This is a genomic window from Alteromonas sp. D210916BOD_24, from assembly GCF_047159385.1.
In the GTDB taxonomy this organism is placed as follows: Bacteria; Pseudomonadota; Gammaproteobacteria; order Enterobacterales; family Alteromonadaceae; genus Alteromonas.
Map to the genome: position 1 here is coordinate 1095955 of NZ_AP038333.1, position 15577 is coordinate 1111531.

Here is a 15577-nt window from a genome sequence, read left to right on the forward strand (position 1 = left end):
TATTATCTTTTTCAACATGGCGCGTGGCTAATGGTCGCGTTTTACCAGAAGCTCGCTAAACGCGATTAAACTATCGGTATTGTAGGGTAAACGGGTCAACGCTTGAAGTGCATTATTATGGAGTTCGGACAATTCCTGTTTTGCGCCGTTTAAGCCTAACTTAGCAGGGAATGTATTTTTCCCTAATGCTTGGTCAGAACCTGCGGGTTTACCCAGTTGTTCGCTGCTGCCTTCAACATCTAAGATATCGTCTTGAACTTGAAAAGCCAGGCCAATGTCGGTAGCGAAGGCCATTAAATCTGTTTTGGCTTGTTCGGTGAGGTCTTCGCACACGACCGCAACCATTTCAACACAGGCTTTAAGCAGGGCGCCGGTTTTCAGCTGATGCAGTTGCTTAAGTTCATCTAAAGAGATAGCGACACCGGTGCTGGCAAGATCAATTGCCTGTCCGCCACACATGCCTAAAAAACCGGCACTTTTTGCCAGTATCGAAAGCAGTTGACTGCGCTTGGTTTGTGCAAACTCACTTAAAGGTGCATCAGCTAGTACACTAAAAGCGAGTGATTGCAAAGCATCGCCAGCCAAAATAGCAGTGGCTTCATCAAACGCAATGTGACACGTAGGCATGCCACGACGAAGGTCGTCGTCATCCATGGCTGGTAAGTCGTCGTGAACTAGCGAGTACGCGTGTATACATTCTATGGCCATACTGATGGCCATTTGGTCTTTTTTAGGTACGTCTAGCGTATTGCCGACCACTTGCACGAGCAAGGGGCGCATTCGCTTTCCTCCTGCTAGTAAGGCGTGACGCATGGCGTCTTTTAATCGGGGTGCATAGTCTGGCAGTTGGTCTATTAATGCCAGTAGAGATGCATCAGTTTGGTTTTTAACCTGCTGATGCAAAGCTGAAAAATTCATAGGATGCCTGTTGGTTAACAATGAACAGATTAAGGTTGTTCACTCTCAGGTAATGGATTAAGTGTCTCTTCGCCTTGGGCACTAAGCAATATTTTTACTTTTTGCTCGGCTTTTTCGAGGGATTGCTGGCCTTGTCTAGACAGCGCGATGCCACGCTCAAATTTTTCTAGTGCTTTGTTGAGTGGTAATTCACCGTTTTCCATTTCGTTAACGATGGATTCTAATTCCGCTAACGTGTCTTCAAAGGATGCTGACTCTTTTTCCGTCGTCATAAAAAACACTCAGTTTATTCGCCAATTTACATGTACCGCGCACATTAACTGAGGGGGGCACAAGGGTCAAATGGTTTGTCTGCATATTGCCAACAAGTGCCTGTCCTGTGACCTCTATTTTCCTTAAAATATGCTATAAACGATATACCACGTGTTGCGACATAATTGTGCTATATTCGAAGTTCTCAATAGTATAATGATAAATACATTGTAGGTGTGTCTGCCCTTAGTGTTTACGTTCATCAACAGCGCTGTAAGTAATAAGGCTTTATGCGTAACCGATGGGTAAGTTCTGCAACACACGCTTCAATATCACCGAATAAATGTGATATTTTTCAATAATGTCGTTTTAGTATTTTCATACTATGCCGATAGAGTAAAAGTAGATTAATAGCACTGACTGCGCATTAATGGGGATGAGTGAGTGGATTTAGCAACCGTCATAGGTATGTTGGGCGCCATTGGTTTTGTTGTGATGGCAATGATGTTAGGTGGAAGTATGAGCATGTTCATCGACGTGCCGTCTACCCTAATTGTATTTGGTGGAACCCTCTTCGTTGTATTATCTCAGTTTACCTTGGGTCAATTTTTTGGTGCGGGTAAGGTGGCGGGCAAAGCCTTCATGTTTAAAATCGATACGCCTGAAGAACTGATTGAAAAAATCGTTGAGATGGCTGATGCGGCGCGTAAAGGCGGGTTTCTAGCCCTTGAAGAAGCCGAAATATCGAATGAATTTATGCAAAAGGGCGTGGATATGTTGGTTGACGGACACGATATCGAAGTGGTTCGGGAAACTTTAGCCAAAGACATATCAATGACAACTGACAGACACGATTTTGGTGTTTCGATTTTTAAAGGCATGGGTGATGTTGCACCTGCCATGGGAATGATCGGTACGCTAATTGGTTTGGTTGCTATGCTTTCAAACATGGATGACCCTAAAGCAATTGGACCTGCCATGGCGGTCGCACTTTTAACTACGCTTTACGGCGCATTTCTTGCCAACGTAGTGTGTTTGCCTATTGCAGTGAAGCTCTCCAACCGCGCGGCGGAAGAAAAGTTAAATCAAAGTCTGGTACTAGATGGCATCGTGGGTATCGCTGACGGTCAAAACCCGCGGGTTATCGAAGGTATACTGAAAAACTATTTAGCTGCCAGCAAGCGCGGTGCCGCTGAGGAAGAGTAATGGCCGAAGAAGAATGTCCAAAATGCCCCCCCGAGGGGCTGCCCGCTTGGATGGGTACATTCGCAGATTTAATGTCACTGCTGATGTGCTTCTTCGTGTTGTTGCTGGCTTTTTCGGAAATGGATGTACTTAAGTTTAAGCAAATAGCCGGCTCGATGAAGTTCGCCTTTGGCGTACAAAATAAAATAGAAGTAAAAGACATTCCCAAAGGAACCAGTGTCATCGCGATGGAGTTTCGCCCCGGTAAGCCCGATCCTACGCCCATTGAAACCATTCAGCAGCAAACCATAGAAATGACCCAGCAGATGTTGGAGTTTCAAGCGGGTGATGAAGATTCAGCCGGTGGTCGCCAAAAACAAAGGGGCGAACAGCGCGGGGGTCAATCGCAACAGACGGCCAGTGAATCAGCAGCGTCAGCGGAACAAAGCTCAGATCAGACACAAACTGCTGAGTTGATGAAAAAAGTGGCTCAGCAGTTGCAAAAACAAATACTCGATGGCTCTATTGAAATGGAATCACTTGGCCAACAAATTACAATTCGCATTCAGGAAAATGGCTCATTTTCAGCGGGTTCGGCGTTTCTACAACCACAGTTTCAACCAGTTCTACGAAAAATTGGTGTAATCTTAGCGGATGTTCCCGGTGAAATTGAGATTTCAGGGCACAGTGATGGACAGCACATTGCCAACGAACTCTACCGTTCAAACTGGGATTTGTCAGCTCAGCGAGCAGTCGCGGTAGCCGAAGCGATGCGTACCGCGCCAGGTTTTGACGAAAGCCGTATGTCGGTGGTGGGAAAGGCGGATACCGATCCAATGGTTGAAAACGCCACTACGTCTGCTGACAGGGCGAAAAACCGACGTGTTGAAATTACTATTAATCAGGGTAAACCTATGCTTTCAAAACCTATTTCAGTGGTAGAAAAATAGGTTTTGAAGTAGTAAACGCGTTCGAGCAGGGCGGTCTATGCTCTGCTCAACTCCTCTCTGTATTGTGGCTTTGAAATAACCAATTGCACAGTGCTGATAGTGCGTTCTAAAAAGCCGCCTTCACAGTATTTTAAATAGTACGTCCACATGCGCATAAAGCGCTCGTCATACCCGTCTTTCATTAGCAGGTCCTTGGCAGAAATAAAAGCGTCATACCAATCGCTTAAGGTTTTTGCATAATCCAGACCAATGTCGTGAAGGTCGCGTATCATCATTTTGGTGTATTTTTTCAGGTGCGCATTTAACTGGTATTGGGATGGTAGAAAACCACCGGGAAAAATGTATTTCTGAATAAAGTCTACACTGTTGGAGTAACTGTCATAGCGTCTGTCATCAATAGTGATCGACTGTAATAGCATCAATCCATCTTCTTTAAGCAGCGATTCGCATTTCTCAAAGAAGTTACCCAAATACTGTTTACCCACTGCTTCTATCATTTCAATTGAGACAAGCTTATCGTATTTACCCTCCAACAACCGGTAGTCTTTTTTAAGCAGCGTGATCCTGTCTGTTAACCCTTCGCGATTAATCCACGTTTTGGCCCAGGCATATTGTTCCTCAGAAATTGTTGTCGTGGTCACCTTACAGCCATAATGTTTGGCGGCATAAACGGCCAATCCTCCCCAACCAGTACCAATTTCGATAAGGTGATCCGTGTTGCGTAATTGCAACTTTTCACAAATGGTTTTTAGTTTGTAATTTTGGGCCTCATGCAGCGATGTGTTGGCATCAGGGTAAATTGCCGAAGAATACATCATGGTATTGTCGAGAAAGCGGGTATAGAGTTTATTACCCAAATCATAATGGGCTGCAATATTCTTCTTTGCCTGATCACGTGTATTTCGTCTGGTAAAGTGCTGGAGTTTATTTAATGGCATGGCAAGCCATTTAAATTTGTTTTCCCATTCGTCCAAAGTAGGCAAGTTACGCGCAAAAATACGAACAACAGCAGTTACGTCATCGCTGTCCCATAAGCCTTCCATGTAGGCTTCTCCCGCGCCAACACTACCTCCAAGCAGTAGTCGCCGATAAGCGCGTATATCTTTAATATTTACTGTGGCAGCAAGTGTATCGCTCTCATTGCCAAAGCGGGCTACAGTTACTGAGCATTCTGCAATGGTCAGGCAGCCAAAGGGGAGGTGACGCAAGCATTGTAAAAATAATTTTCTGCACGTTTTATCAACGACAGAGACCTCTGAAGTGGTAAGTAAAACAGATTCACCAAAAGACATTCTTATTGTTCCTGACTTTTACCTGGGTGTGTATACAGTGGCGTTTTTTTAAGGAATAACTTCAGCGCTTGCCAGTAAATTCCCGCCACGGTTTTTATTGTCATACTGGGTATACGCTTTAGTGCAACCGATAGATTCGCATTACATAAAGTTAATCTTGTAAGCTGAATACCGGCACTGAACTCCTTTGTGTCACGGACACAATCCATCGCTAAAGCGAGCGTTTTGCCAGGCTGCTGAATGTGCCATTGATAAGTCATATCCATGGGATTGAACGGTGATACGTGAAACGCTTTGGGAGTTTCAGCTTGTACAGCTAAGTCGACCAGATAGTAGTGTCTTTCGTTCCAGGGGGTATTGCTGACTTCCGCCAGCATATGGGTAAATATTCCACACTCGTTGCGCAGGTAGTAAAAGTTAACAGGGCTGAAATAAAGCCCCCAGGTTCGAAGTTGCCCCAACATGAAAACATCACCTTTCAGCGCGCTTTGTCCGCTGAGTGTTTGCATTTTTTCCAATACGGCCTGACACAGAGGCATATCACGTTCACCTAAGTAATCTGAGCGCTTAAAGCGCAACCGTGATTTTTCGTTAACAGAAAAATACTTAAGTGACTGAGAGAGGGTAGTCAGTTCGTTTCCGGTTAACTTTAACCAGAACAAGTCAATGTCATAGTCAAACTTATGTTGTGTTGGCTTAAATCGTTGGTGAAATACTTTTCCACTATATAGCGCACTCTCTATCACAGGCGCTCTCCGAAGCGTTCACAGACATCCAGTGCGCTTTTCACTCCATCTTCATGGAATCCGTTATACCAATATGCGCCGCAAAAGTGCAGATTATCGATACCGCAAATTTCTGACCTTCTACCCTGTGCTTTAACCATTTCGGGGCTGAATTGAGGATGGGCATAATTGTATTGACCCAATACTGCTGTTTTATCGATATCGGATGAATTGTTTAACGTTACACAATAGGTATTCGAAGCCGTTAGTCTTTGCAATATGTTCATGTTATAGGTGACTGATGCAGGTCGCTGTTCCTCGCTATTGTCGTCTTTAAGCCGGTAATTCCAACTTGCCCATGCGAGCTTTCGCTTTGGTAACACCGATGTGTCCTTATGCATCACTACCTCGTTGTTCGCATAGGGAATTTCTCCCAATACAGACTGCTGGGCTGGCGTAGGCTGGGAAAGTAACGTAAGCGCTTGATCGCTGTGGCAGGCAAAAATCACATGATCGAACAAGGTTGATTCACCCCGCTTATCCGTCACGTGCCATTGCCCTTCGACTTTTTCTACCGAAGAGATTGGTGTAGATAATTTAATTTTATCTTTAAATGGTGCAATCAGTGGGGGAATATATTCACTCGATCCCCCTTTAATCGTGAACCATTGAGGTCGATGAGAGATATTGAGCAAACCGTGGTTATTGAAAAATTGCAGAAAAAACGTCAGGGGGAAGCGACGCGTCTGTTCTAATGTGCTTGACCAAATGGCTGCACACATTGGCAATATATAGTAACGGGCGAAATCCTCAATTAAACCCAACTCGTCAATGATGTCTTGTAGTGTAAGGGAGTGAGTATCACGCCCCTCTGCTACCATTGACTTACATGCTTTATTGAAGCGCAATATATCCTTGATGATGCGCCAAAAACGAGGGCGCAACAGGTTTCTTCGCTGGGCAAAAAGGCTGTTAAGGTTATTGCCATTATATTCCAGATTCGCTTTGTCACTCACCACTGAAAAGCTCATTTCAGTGGGTTGATAACTCACTCCCAATGCGTTGAGCAGCGTTATGAAATTAGGGTAGGTCCAGTCGTTAAACACGATGAAGCCAGTATCTATTTGTTGGGTTTGTTCTCCATCAGCGATTTTTTTAGTTGCGGTATGACCGCCAATATAATCGTTGGCTTCAAAAACGGTGATGTCGTTGTTCCTGTGCAGCAAATGTGCGCACGTTAATCCCGATATTCCTGTACCGATAATGGCGATTTTTGTTGTCATTGTTATTTCTCTTATTGCTTGTGCTTCAGTGCCAGAGACAGTCGTTTCTGCAAGGGAGCCGGTAAAATCTGTAAAAAACGCAATACATAGCCGAAAACGCGCGGGAAGAATATCGATTGCGTGTTCCGTTCGATGTTTTTCAGCATGACTTTTGCGGCCTCTGCGGACGATATTTTCATTGGCATCTCGAAGTCATTTTTGTCCGTCAATGGCGTCTCTACAAATCCAGGTGAAACTGTTTTTACAGATACGCCTTTGTGGTGTAAGTCCACTTCCAGGGATTTAGTAAAGTAATGAAGTGCGGCTTTGCTTGCTCCGTAAGCTTGTGAACGGGTAAAGGGGAGAAGGCGTGCCATACTGTCGACAATGACCAATTGTTTTTGAGCGTTAAGTGCCGGTAATAGCGCATCAACACAATTCACCACGCCGAAAAAGTTGGGCTCGAATACCCGTCTGAACATTTCAGGTTCAAAATTTTCTATATCCACATACTCACACGTGCCCGCATTGAGCACAGCGATGTCGAATTCAACGGATGCAAGTGCAGTACGGGTTTCACTCAGTGAAGTCACATCAAACTGACACGCCGTAATGTTAGGGTGTGCTTTCATGGTCGCCAGTACATCTTTATTGCGGCCACATGCGATAACATGATAACCATTGTTTGCGGCATGCTCCGCTAACGCTTTGCCTATACCCGACGTTGCGCCAGTGATTAAGAGTGTTTTCAAGACGCTAACTTCCTCTTTATTGTTCTGATTAAAAATCCCAATACAGGAATGTGTTCGTATACCATTTCCCCTAAGTCATAGTAGTCTTTGTGGTACACAATGATGTTGTCTTTCACTGACAACTGTGTAGTGCCATCTAGGTAAATCACTTTATTACTTTTGAGAAGAACCAACGTCATGGTCCAGTTAGCTACATGGGTAACGTTAGTGTTAGGTCCGTGACATTCAAATACATCGGAGATGCTGAAGCGACAACTCTCTGCCTTATCAAGAAGACGGGCGAAGTATGTTTTGACGTCTTCTAGTCCGCGATGGGTAGTAATAGGATCAATAAAAACGATATCTTTTGCATAAATAGCATTTAGTTCATCAGGGGATATTTGACATATATCCGCATAAATATCACAGAAACGTTCAATAACGTTCATTGTGTAATCCTTCTCAAAATGAAGTGGCGACGTAGATTTTTAGTCGAAAACCATGCACTACCTTCATTCTGTGCAGGCAAGCGAGATTTATTTTAATTGGGTCGCGTGTCGTTGATGTGGTTCTTACCGTTCAACTTTATACATTAGCAATACAGTTAATTAGGGGAGAGAGATCACGAGATTGCCAGTAAGTGTGAAAAATTTTCCCATTCGATCCAATTCATACTCACTCGCGTAAGTAATCTCGTGTTTTTGGAAGCATCAAATATGAGTGAAGAACGATTTCCTTTATTTCCTTTGTCAGCGCACCTTCTTCCCGAAGGGCGTATGGCTTTACGTATTTTTGAGCCTAGATACATACGCATGGTGAAACAAGCATGTGCTGAAAATAAAGGCTTTGTGATGTGTATGCTCAATGCAGGTGGAGACAAATCACAGAACGAACACATTCACAAAATTGGTACGTTTGCCCGTGTTGTCGACTTTGACCTATTGGACGACGGTTTGCTTGGCATAAAGGTTGCTGGTTCACATTTAGTTGAGGTTGCAGATATTCGCACAGAGGACGACGGGCTTCGAACTGGCTTGTGTACGCCCAAGGCGCCTTGGATATGCGAATTATCACCTCAGCAATTAGCGCCTATGGACGAGCGACTTAAAGAGATATTCGGGAGTTACGAGGAACTCGCGTCGATGTATGACGAACCAAAGTTTGATTGCCCTAATTGGGTATTAAACAGATGGTTAGAGCTGTTGCCTGTGGACGGTTCACAAAAGCAACATTTCCTCAATCAAAAAGAGTGCACGAATCTGCTGAACTATTTGTCGTCACTCATAGTGTAAGTAAGGTGACAATTCACTGAAACATTACAAAAACGTAACTCAATTTATGCGAATTTCGAGAACGAATTAAGTCAAATCGTCGTAGAATAAATGAACCAGAACGGAAAAGCGGACGAATCTTATGTTAGTTGGAATTCCATTAGAACAGAGCAATAGCACAGTCAAACCTAAAGAATGTGCGAACGAAATGTCTGGCTACCTCGTGGCAGTTGCCAACAGTCGATGCAAGCGCTCTTTTGCACGAGTGTTCAACTACTTCGCGCCCCGATTGCGCTCGTATGCGCTAAAACAAATGGGAAATGAAGCACTTGCCATGGAACTGGTTCAAGACACGATGTCTAACGTGTGGCAAAAAGCGCATTTGTTCAACGCGGAAAAAGGTTCACCTTCCACGTGGATATTTACTATTGCACGTAACATTCGTTTTGATATGTTAAGAAAGCTACAGAATAGAAAAGAAGACGTCTGTTCAGATGACTTGTGGCCAGTGCTGTGTGAGCAAACCGCGGACGTCAACGAAGCGCCGTTAGACGAACAGGTGACTTTAGAGCAAATCGGTCACTTATTTGAATCACTGCCTATCAAGCAGAAAGCCGTAATTGAGGCGATCTATATCGACGGAAAATCTCAGCAGGAAGTGGCAGACGAACTCGACATACCGTTAGGTACAGTGAAATCGAGAACCCGTTTGGCGCTTCAACGATTAAAGGTAATGCTAAGCGATAATGATTAAGTTCCACCCAGCTCGACAACAACTACGAGATTTCGTTGAAGGCGCATTGCCTCCAACCATATCTTTAGTTGTGTCAGCGCACTGCGACATGTGTAGTCAATGCCAAAGTCTTGTTGAAACAGAGACTGAACGACTGGCTGCACATATGGTCTTGAGTTCACCACGAGATAGTAACCTTTCGCGTGAATTCGGCGATATGATCTCTCAAATTACACAGCTTCCTTCGTCGTTAGAAGTGGACGACAAGCGTCGAATGAATACATCACAAACTAGCGTTGATCCCGCAGTGCGTGTGGGGAGTAGAGTAATTGATGCTGCGACTATCGAGTTAGATGGTCGGGTGTTTCATCTCCCGAGGACGCTTCAACGCTATATTGATAAAACCGGTAACTGGTCAAGTCTGGTTGGGAAACTATGGCAGGCGCCAGTTGATTTCGGTAATCAGGGTGTAGCCAATTTCATCTATATGGGTAAAGGGGGAAGTGTCCCTGAACACACCCACCGAGGTACAGAATATACCTTGGTGATAGATGGTGAATTTAGTGATGGATTGCATCACTATGATACTGGAGACTTTATTTTTATGGACGGGGATAAGACTCACACACCTCGCACCGACGCTAAAGAAGGGTGTTTGGTATTTAGTATTGTCGATCAGCCGTTGCATTTTACATCGGGTCTAGCAAGATTATTAAATCCCTTTAGTCATTTATTTTTTAGATAGTCTGACGCGAGAAATAAAAAACGCACCGTGGTGCGTTTTTTTGTAATTGATGAATAACTAACTGATAAAGTCACTGTCGGGGTAGTTAAGCCTTAGCGTCTTCATCGCGTTTTCCTTTAGTTCATCTAAGCCGAGCTGTTCATAGCTAGCCACCATGATTTCAAGTGCTTCTCTCACTTGTGTGGTATTGGGGAAGTGTTCGATGACATAGCGACCGCGATTTGCAGCTGCGACATACGCTTGTCGTCTCATATAAAAACGCGCAATAGCAATTTCGTAGCGCGCGAGGCGGTCTTTGATGTAAACCATACGCTGCTTTGCATCAGCGGCATATTTGCTATCAGGATATTGTTGGATTAGACGACGAAAGTCTTCAAAGGCCTGACGAGACTTAGAAGGGTCTCTATCAGTGCGATCAATTTTCATCAGCTCTTGGAATAAGTTGCTGTCTGATTCCATGTTTGTCAGACCGCGCATGTAGTAGGCGTAATCTACGTCAGAATGATTAGGGTTGAGTCGAATAAAACGGTCGATAGTCGCTAACGCTTCTTCGTTTTTACCCGATTTGTAGTAACTGTAAATAAGATCAAGTTGGACCTGATGGGAAAGCGGGCCAAAAGGATATCGCGAATCTAAAGCACTTAATGTTTGCGCTGCGGCACTAAAGTTACCGACTTCCATACTTTGTTTCGCTCTGTCGTACAGTTGCTGCGCACCCATGTTAGCTAATACGGCCTTTTCCTCATTGTTCGAAGAACTACAGCCTGCGACAGATATCATAGCGCCCAATAATACGGGGGCTAGTAATCGAAATGATTTCATAATAATTCTAGTTTCCTGCTAAACAGTTTAAATACTTCGCTGTCTACGCTTACGTGTTAAACCACCAACACTTTTTTGCATTCTAACGTACTAACGGTAAGAAAAACCATACAAAAACGTAAACAAGGCAGTGTATAGCGTGAATACTTGTTATAATAACCTCTTTTATACGTAATCTATGGTGTTATGACACAGTCGCCCAACACAATACAATTAGAGGCTTCAACAGAAGCAGCGCATTTTGGTTTACGGTTAGATCAGGTTTTAGCTGATTTGTTCCCTGAATATTCTCGCTCTAAGCTAAAAACTTGGATTCAAGAAGGAAATGTGGCCGTAAACGGAGAGGTAATTACAATACCTCGACATAAAATGCAGATGGATGAACTTGTGACAGTTCAAGCTGAAATGGACGTACAGGTTTCAAGTGAGGCACAAGACATTGATCTGAATATTGTCTATGAAGACGAACATATTCTGGTGATCAATAAACCTGCTGATTTAGTCGTGCATCCAGGTGCAGGAAATCCAAGTGGCACGGTTTTGAATGCCCTTTTAAACCATGTCCCCGATATCGACAAAGTGCCTCGGGCGGGTATTGTTCACCGCCTTGATAAAGATACTACTGGTTTGATGGTGGTTGCCAAAACTATTCCAGCGCAAACTCACTTAGTCGACCAATTACAACGTCGTGAAATGAGCCGCGAGTATGAAGCCATAGCACTAGGCACAATGGTTGCTGGTGGTATCGTCGACGCGCCTATTGGTAGACACGCGACCAAACGCACCCACATGGCAGTGCGAGAGTCTGGCAAGCCAGCCGTAACGCATTATCGCGTCATTGAGAAATTTAGAGCCTACACGCACCTTCGATTAAAGCTAGAAACTGGCCGGACTCATCAAATCCGTGTACATATGGCGTATATCAAGCACCCATTGTTGGGCGATCAAGTCTATGGTGGGCGTCCTCGCTTACCAAAAGGGGCGTCGGACGCGTTTATTACTGCGTTACGCGGATTCCAGCGTCAAGCGCTGCACGCCGCTCAGCTATCGCTGTTTCATCCAGAAACAGAGGAATGGATGACGTTTAAGGCACCATTGCCTGACGATATGCAGGCACTGTTAAAAGCGGTTAGAAAAGACACGGCCGACAATCCAGAAGATTTGTTGTAATCCCATGTCACTTAGGCTTATTACCCCACAGTGGTCTTGTCCTGACAATGTCGTCGCGTATACCTCTACGCGTAAAGGGGGCGTTAGCCTTGGTGACTTCGAAGGCCTCAATGTGGGGGCACATGTCGGTGATAATCTGTCGTTGGTGGAAACGAACCGCCAGCAATTGCCACACAGTGAAAAAATTGTATGGCTTGAGCAGGTGCACGGAAACCGTGTGGTCAATTTGCCTACGCTTCACCTTAAAGCGGATGCCTCATACAGTAATTCTAAAGCCTATTTTTGTGCAGTCATGACAGCAGATTGTGTGCCTGTTTTACTGTGTGACACTAAAGGCACAGAAGTAGCTGCAGTTCACGCGGGCTGGAAGGGCTTAGATAACCAAATAATCCTACACGCTATTGAGCAGTTTGACTGTAAGCCATGCAATATAATGGCGTGGATTGGACCTGCTATATGTGCAAAGTGTTATGAAGTTGATGCCAAAGTGGCGGGGGTTTTTAAAAACTATACTGGGGCGGTATCACCAGGGCCAGAGCCCGAAAAGTTTTTACTAGATTTGCCACTTATCGCGGCTTTGCAATTAACCCAAGCCGGTGTCGGCTCTATTACACAAAGTCATCTTTGTACCTATTGCCAAAATGAGCTCTTTTATTCTCATCGTCGCGCAACCCATCAAAATAAAAAGTCGACGGGACGTATTGTAAGCGTTATCGGCCTTCTTTGAGCGGTGAGTGAATAGGATAAAACTTGTCCTAAATCAAATCTTCCTTACAATTTCTTATCTTTTTGGCTAACTTTTAATTCTCATACTTGAATCGTAATTCACGTGCTCCCATAACTAGAACATTAATATTGTTTTATTTTTTAGGTTGAGATTATGAGATTAGATAGATTTACCAGCAAATTTCAGCTCGCTATATCCGATGCTCAATCGCTCGCATTGGGTCGAGATCATCAATACATTGAGCCTGTGCATCTGATGACAGCTATGCTAAATCAGCAAGGTGGTTCTGTGCGTCCGTTGCTGGATCAAGCGAATATCAATGTAAACGCCCTTCGCTCTGCTCTGAGTCAGGCAATTGAGCGACTGCCGCGCATTGAAGGTATTGGCGGTGATGTTCAATTGAGCAAAGACAGTGGCATTTTGCTGAATTTGTGCGACAAGATTGCTCAGCAACGCAAAGATGAATATATCACGTCTGAAATATTTGTATTGGCAGCACTTCAAGACAAAGGGCGACTTGGTGAAATACTTAAGAGCCTTAATATCACAAAAGATATTATTGAAGCCGCTATTGATGATATGCGCGGTGGTCAAAAAGTTACCGATCCTAACGCAGAAGACGTGCGTCAGGCATTGGAAAAATACACTACAGATTTAACCGAGCGGGCTGAACAGGGCAAACTCGACCCCGTGATAGGGCGCGATGACGAGATACGTCGAACCGTTCAGGTATTACAGAGAAGAACCAAGAACAACCCGGTTCTAATCGGTGAACCTGGGGTGGGTAAAACGGCAATTGTTGAAGGTCTAGCTCAGCGAATTATTAACGGTGAAGTGCCAGAAGGCTTGAAGAACAAGCGCGTGTTGGCCCTGGATATGGGCGCATTAGTGGCGGGTGCGAAATATCGCGGTGAGTTTGAAGAGCGCTTAAAAGCAGTACTCAACGAATTAGCCAAAGAGGAAGGTCGCGTAATACTCTTCGTCGATGAATTGCACACTATGGTGGGTGCAGGTAAAGGCGACGGTGCCATGGACGCAGGTAATATGCTTAAGCCAGCGTTAGCGCGCGGTGAACTCCATTGCGTGGGTGCCACAACACTGGATGAATATCGCCAGTATATTGAAAAAGATGCGGCCTTAGAGCGACGTTTTCAAAAAGTGCTGGTGGAAGAGCCCAGTGTGGAAGACACCATTGCTATTCTTCGCGGATTGAAAGAGCGTTATGAGCTACACCATTCGGTGGATATTACTGACCCTGCAATTGTTGCGGCGGCCAGTTTGTCACATCGTTACATTAGCGACAGACAGTTACCGGATAAAGCTATTGATCTCATCGATGAAGCTGCCTCTAGTATTCGCTTGCAGATTGACTCTAAACCCGAGGAAATGGACCGTCTCGAACGCCGTATTATTCAGCTTAAATTAGAAGAGCAGGCCTTGGCGAAAGAAACCGATGACGCCAGTCATAAGCGGTTAGAAATGATTGAGTTAGAGCGTGAACAAGCAGAAAGTAAGTACGCTGAGCTTGAGAAAGTGTGGCTTGATGAAAAGGATGCAATGCAAGGCACGCAAACCATTAAGAGCGAACTTGAACAAGCTAAATTGGATTTAGAGATAGCCCGTCGTGCCTCAGACTTAAACCGGATGTCAGAGCTTCAATACGGGCGCATTCCTGAGTTGGAAGCAAAACTAGAGCAAGCAGCTGAGAATGAGACCCGCGAAACTAAATTGGTCAAAAATAAAGTCACCGATGCAGAAATCGCTGATGTGCTATCGCGTTGGACGGGGATTCCTGTAACGAAAATGCTGGAAGGAGAGCGAGACAAACTTCTTCGCATGGAAGATGTGCTGCACAAACGTGTTGTAGGCCAGGAGGAAGCGGTTCAAGCGGTGTCCAATGCAATTCGCCGCTCTCGTGCTGGACTTGCCGATCCCAATCGCCCAATTGGTTCATTCTTATTCTTAGGTCCGACTGGGGTGGGTAAAACTGAGCTATGTAAAGCATTAGCTGGTTTTATGTTTGATACGGAAGATGCCATGGTGCGCATTGATATGTCCGAATTTATGGAAAAGCATTCGGTTGCGCGATTGGTTGGGGCGCCTCCGGGCTATGTAGGATACGAGGAAGGTGGGTATCTCACTGAAGCAGTACGCCGTAAACCGTATTCTGTGATCCTGTTAGATGAAGTGGAAAAAGCCCATCCGGATGTTTTTAACATTTTGTTGCAAGTACTTGATGACGGACGATTAACCGATGGACAAGGACGCACGGTAGATTTTAAAAATACTGTGGTCATAATGACGTCTAATTTAGGTTCGGATGTTATTCAAGACAAACACAACGAAAGCCAGTATGAAGAAATGAAGGCTTCAGTAATGGCAGTGGTAGGACAGCACTTTAGACCCGAATTTATTAACCGGGTTGACGATATAGTGGTATTCCATCCACTCGGCAAAGAGCAAATAAAATCGATAGCGAAGATCCAGCTTGCATCACTGCGCGCTAGATTAGCAGAGAAAGGCTACAAACTTACTTTATCTGCAGCCGCTATGGATACATTGGCAGAAGCTGGCTTTGATCCTGTATTTGGCGCCCGCCCACTTAAAAGGGCCATTCAGGTTCAGGTTGAAAACCCATTGGCCCATCAATTATTGGCCGGTGAACTAGAACCAGAATCCACTATCAGAATAGATGCAGATGAAACGGGTTTGTTTGTAGTCAGTCAATAAACAAGTTGGCAGCTCTGTGTAGTTGAAGATGGATATAGAGTGGCTAAGCATGTTTGTGCTTAGC

16 protein-coding genes are annotated in these 15577 nt (G+C 44.6%); 8 read left to right on the forward strand and 8 right to left on the reverse strand.

Annotated features, from left to right (window positions below; all coding sequences use genetic code 11):
- Positions 1–27: 27 nt before the first annotated feature.
- A complete protein-coding gene (locus ACMCM8_RS04770) occupies positions 28–918 on the reverse strand; it encodes a farnesyl diphosphate synthase (protein ID WP_412725982.1) in 891 nt (296 codons plus the stop codon).
- A gap of 29 nt (positions 919–947) precedes the next feature.
- Entirely contained in the window at positions 948–1190 is a 243-nt protein-coding gene (xseB, locus tag ACMCM8_RS04775; RefSeq protein ID WP_412725984.1) for an exodeoxyribonuclease VII small subunit, read from the reverse strand.
- A gap of 424 nt (positions 1191–1614) precedes the next feature.
- Here xseB and pomA point away from each other — a divergent pair, with 424 nt between their 5' ends.
- Both pomA and ACMCM8_RS04785 read left to right on the forward strand, forming a co-directional pair.
- Complete coding sequence (gene pomA / locus ACMCM8_RS04780; protein ID WP_412725986.1) at positions 1615–2376, forward strand: flagellar motor protein PomA; 762 nt, start codon at positions 1615–1617, stop codon at positions 2374–2376.
- A complete protein-coding gene (locus ACMCM8_RS04785; RefSeq protein ID WP_412725988.1) occupies positions 2376–3305 on the forward strand; it encodes a flagellar motor protein MotB in 930 nt (309 codons plus the stop codon). The genes pomA and ACMCM8_RS04785 overlap by 1 nt, the downstream gene beginning before the upstream one ends.
- A gap of 35 nt (positions 3306–3340) precedes the next feature.
- Here the strand turns inward: ACMCM8_RS04785 and ACMCM8_RS04790 are convergent, their stop codons facing one another.
- From ACMCM8_RS04790 to ACMCM8_RS04810, 5 genes are read right to left on the reverse strand one after another with little or no spacing between them, the layout of a single operon-like run.
- On the reverse strand, positions 3341–4597 hold the full coding sequence (locus ACMCM8_RS04790) for a class I SAM-dependent methyltransferase (protein WP_412725990.1): 1257 nt from the start codon (positions 4595–4597) through the stop codon (positions 3341–3343).
- A 2-nt stretch (positions 4598–4599) separates the two neighbouring features.
- Entirely contained in the window at positions 4600–5343 is a 744-nt protein-coding gene (locus ACMCM8_RS04795; RefSeq protein WP_412725992.1) for a DUF1365 domain-containing protein, read from the reverse strand.
- Positions 5340–6605, reverse strand: coding sequence for an NAD(P)/FAD-dependent oxidoreductase (locus ACMCM8_RS04800; RefSeq protein ID WP_412725994.1), 1266 nt, complete (start codon positions 6603–6605; stop codon positions 5340–5342). The genes ACMCM8_RS04795 and ACMCM8_RS04800 overlap by 4 nt, the downstream gene beginning before the upstream one ends.
- An 11-nt stretch (positions 6606–6616) precedes the next feature.
- Entirely contained in the window at positions 6617–7336 is a 720-nt protein-coding gene (locus tag ACMCM8_RS04805) for an SDR family NAD(P)-dependent oxidoreductase (RefSeq protein ID WP_412725996.1), read from the reverse strand.
- Positions 7333–7764: a nuclear transport factor 2 family protein gene (locus tag ACMCM8_RS04810; RefSeq protein WP_412725998.1), complete on the reverse strand. Its 432-nt coding sequence runs from the start codon at positions 7762–7764 to the stop codon at positions 7333–7335. Before ACMCM8_RS04810 ends, ACMCM8_RS04805 begins: the two co-directional genes overlap by 4 nt.
- Positions 7765–8031: 267 nt before the next feature.
- Between ACMCM8_RS04810 and ACMCM8_RS04815 the strand changes: the two genes are divergently transcribed.
- The 3 genes from ACMCM8_RS04815 to ACMCM8_RS04825 all read left to right on the forward strand — a co-directional run bounded on the left by ACMCM8_RS04815 (position 8032) and on the right by ACMCM8_RS04825 (position 10064).
- Complete coding sequence (locus ACMCM8_RS04815; RefSeq protein ID WP_412726000.1) at positions 8032–8607, forward strand: LON peptidase substrate-binding domain-containing protein; 576 nt, start codon at positions 8032–8034, stop codon at positions 8605–8607.
- A gap of 121 nt (positions 8608–8728) precedes the next feature.
- Positions 8729–9340 (forward strand): sigma-70 family RNA polymerase sigma factor, encoded by a 612-nt coding sequence (locus tag ACMCM8_RS04820; RefSeq protein ID WP_412726002.1) that lies wholly within the window; start codon positions 8729–8731, stop codon positions 9338–9340.
- The gene (locus tag ACMCM8_RS04825; RefSeq protein ID WP_412726004.1) at positions 9333–10064 is read left to right on the forward strand and encodes a ChrR family anti-sigma-E factor; all 732 of its coding nucleotides are present in this window, start codon (positions 9333–9335) and stop codon (positions 10062–10064) included. The genes ACMCM8_RS04820 and ACMCM8_RS04825 overlap by 8 nt, the downstream gene beginning before the upstream one ends.
- Positions 10065–10121: 57 nt before the next feature.
- Here the strand turns inward: ACMCM8_RS04825 and ACMCM8_RS04830 are convergent, their stop codons facing one another.
- Positions 10122–10886 carry an outer membrane protein assembly factor BamD gene (locus ACMCM8_RS04830; RefSeq protein WP_412726006.1) on the reverse strand — a complete coding sequence of 255 codons (765 nt, stop codon included), beginning with the start codon at positions 10884–10886 and terminating at the stop codon, positions 10122–10124.
- Positions 10887–11072: 186 nt separating this feature from the next.
- On the opposite strand from ACMCM8_RS04830, the gene rluD reads away from it, so the two are divergent.
- The 3 genes from rluD to clpB all read left to right on the forward strand — a co-directional run bounded on the left by rluD (position 11073) and on the right by clpB (position 15513).
- Positions 11073–12056, forward strand: a complete 984-nt coding sequence (rluD, locus tag ACMCM8_RS04835; RefSeq protein WP_412726008.1) for a 23S rRNA pseudouridine(1911/1915/1917) synthase RluD — start codon at positions 11073–11075, stop codon at positions 12054–12056.
- A 4-nt stretch (positions 12057–12060) separates the two neighbouring features.
- Positions 12061–12783 (forward strand): peptidoglycan editing factor PgeF, encoded by a 723-nt coding sequence (pgeF, locus tag ACMCM8_RS04840; protein WP_412726010.1) that lies wholly within the window; start codon positions 12061–12063, stop codon positions 12781–12783.
- Between the two features lie 153 nt (positions 12784–12936).
- Complete coding sequence (gene clpB, locus ACMCM8_RS04845; RefSeq protein WP_412726012.1) at positions 12937–15513, forward strand: ATP-dependent chaperone ClpB; 2577 nt, start codon at positions 12937–12939, stop codon at positions 15511–15513.
- Positions 15514–15577 lie beyond the last annotated feature (64 nt).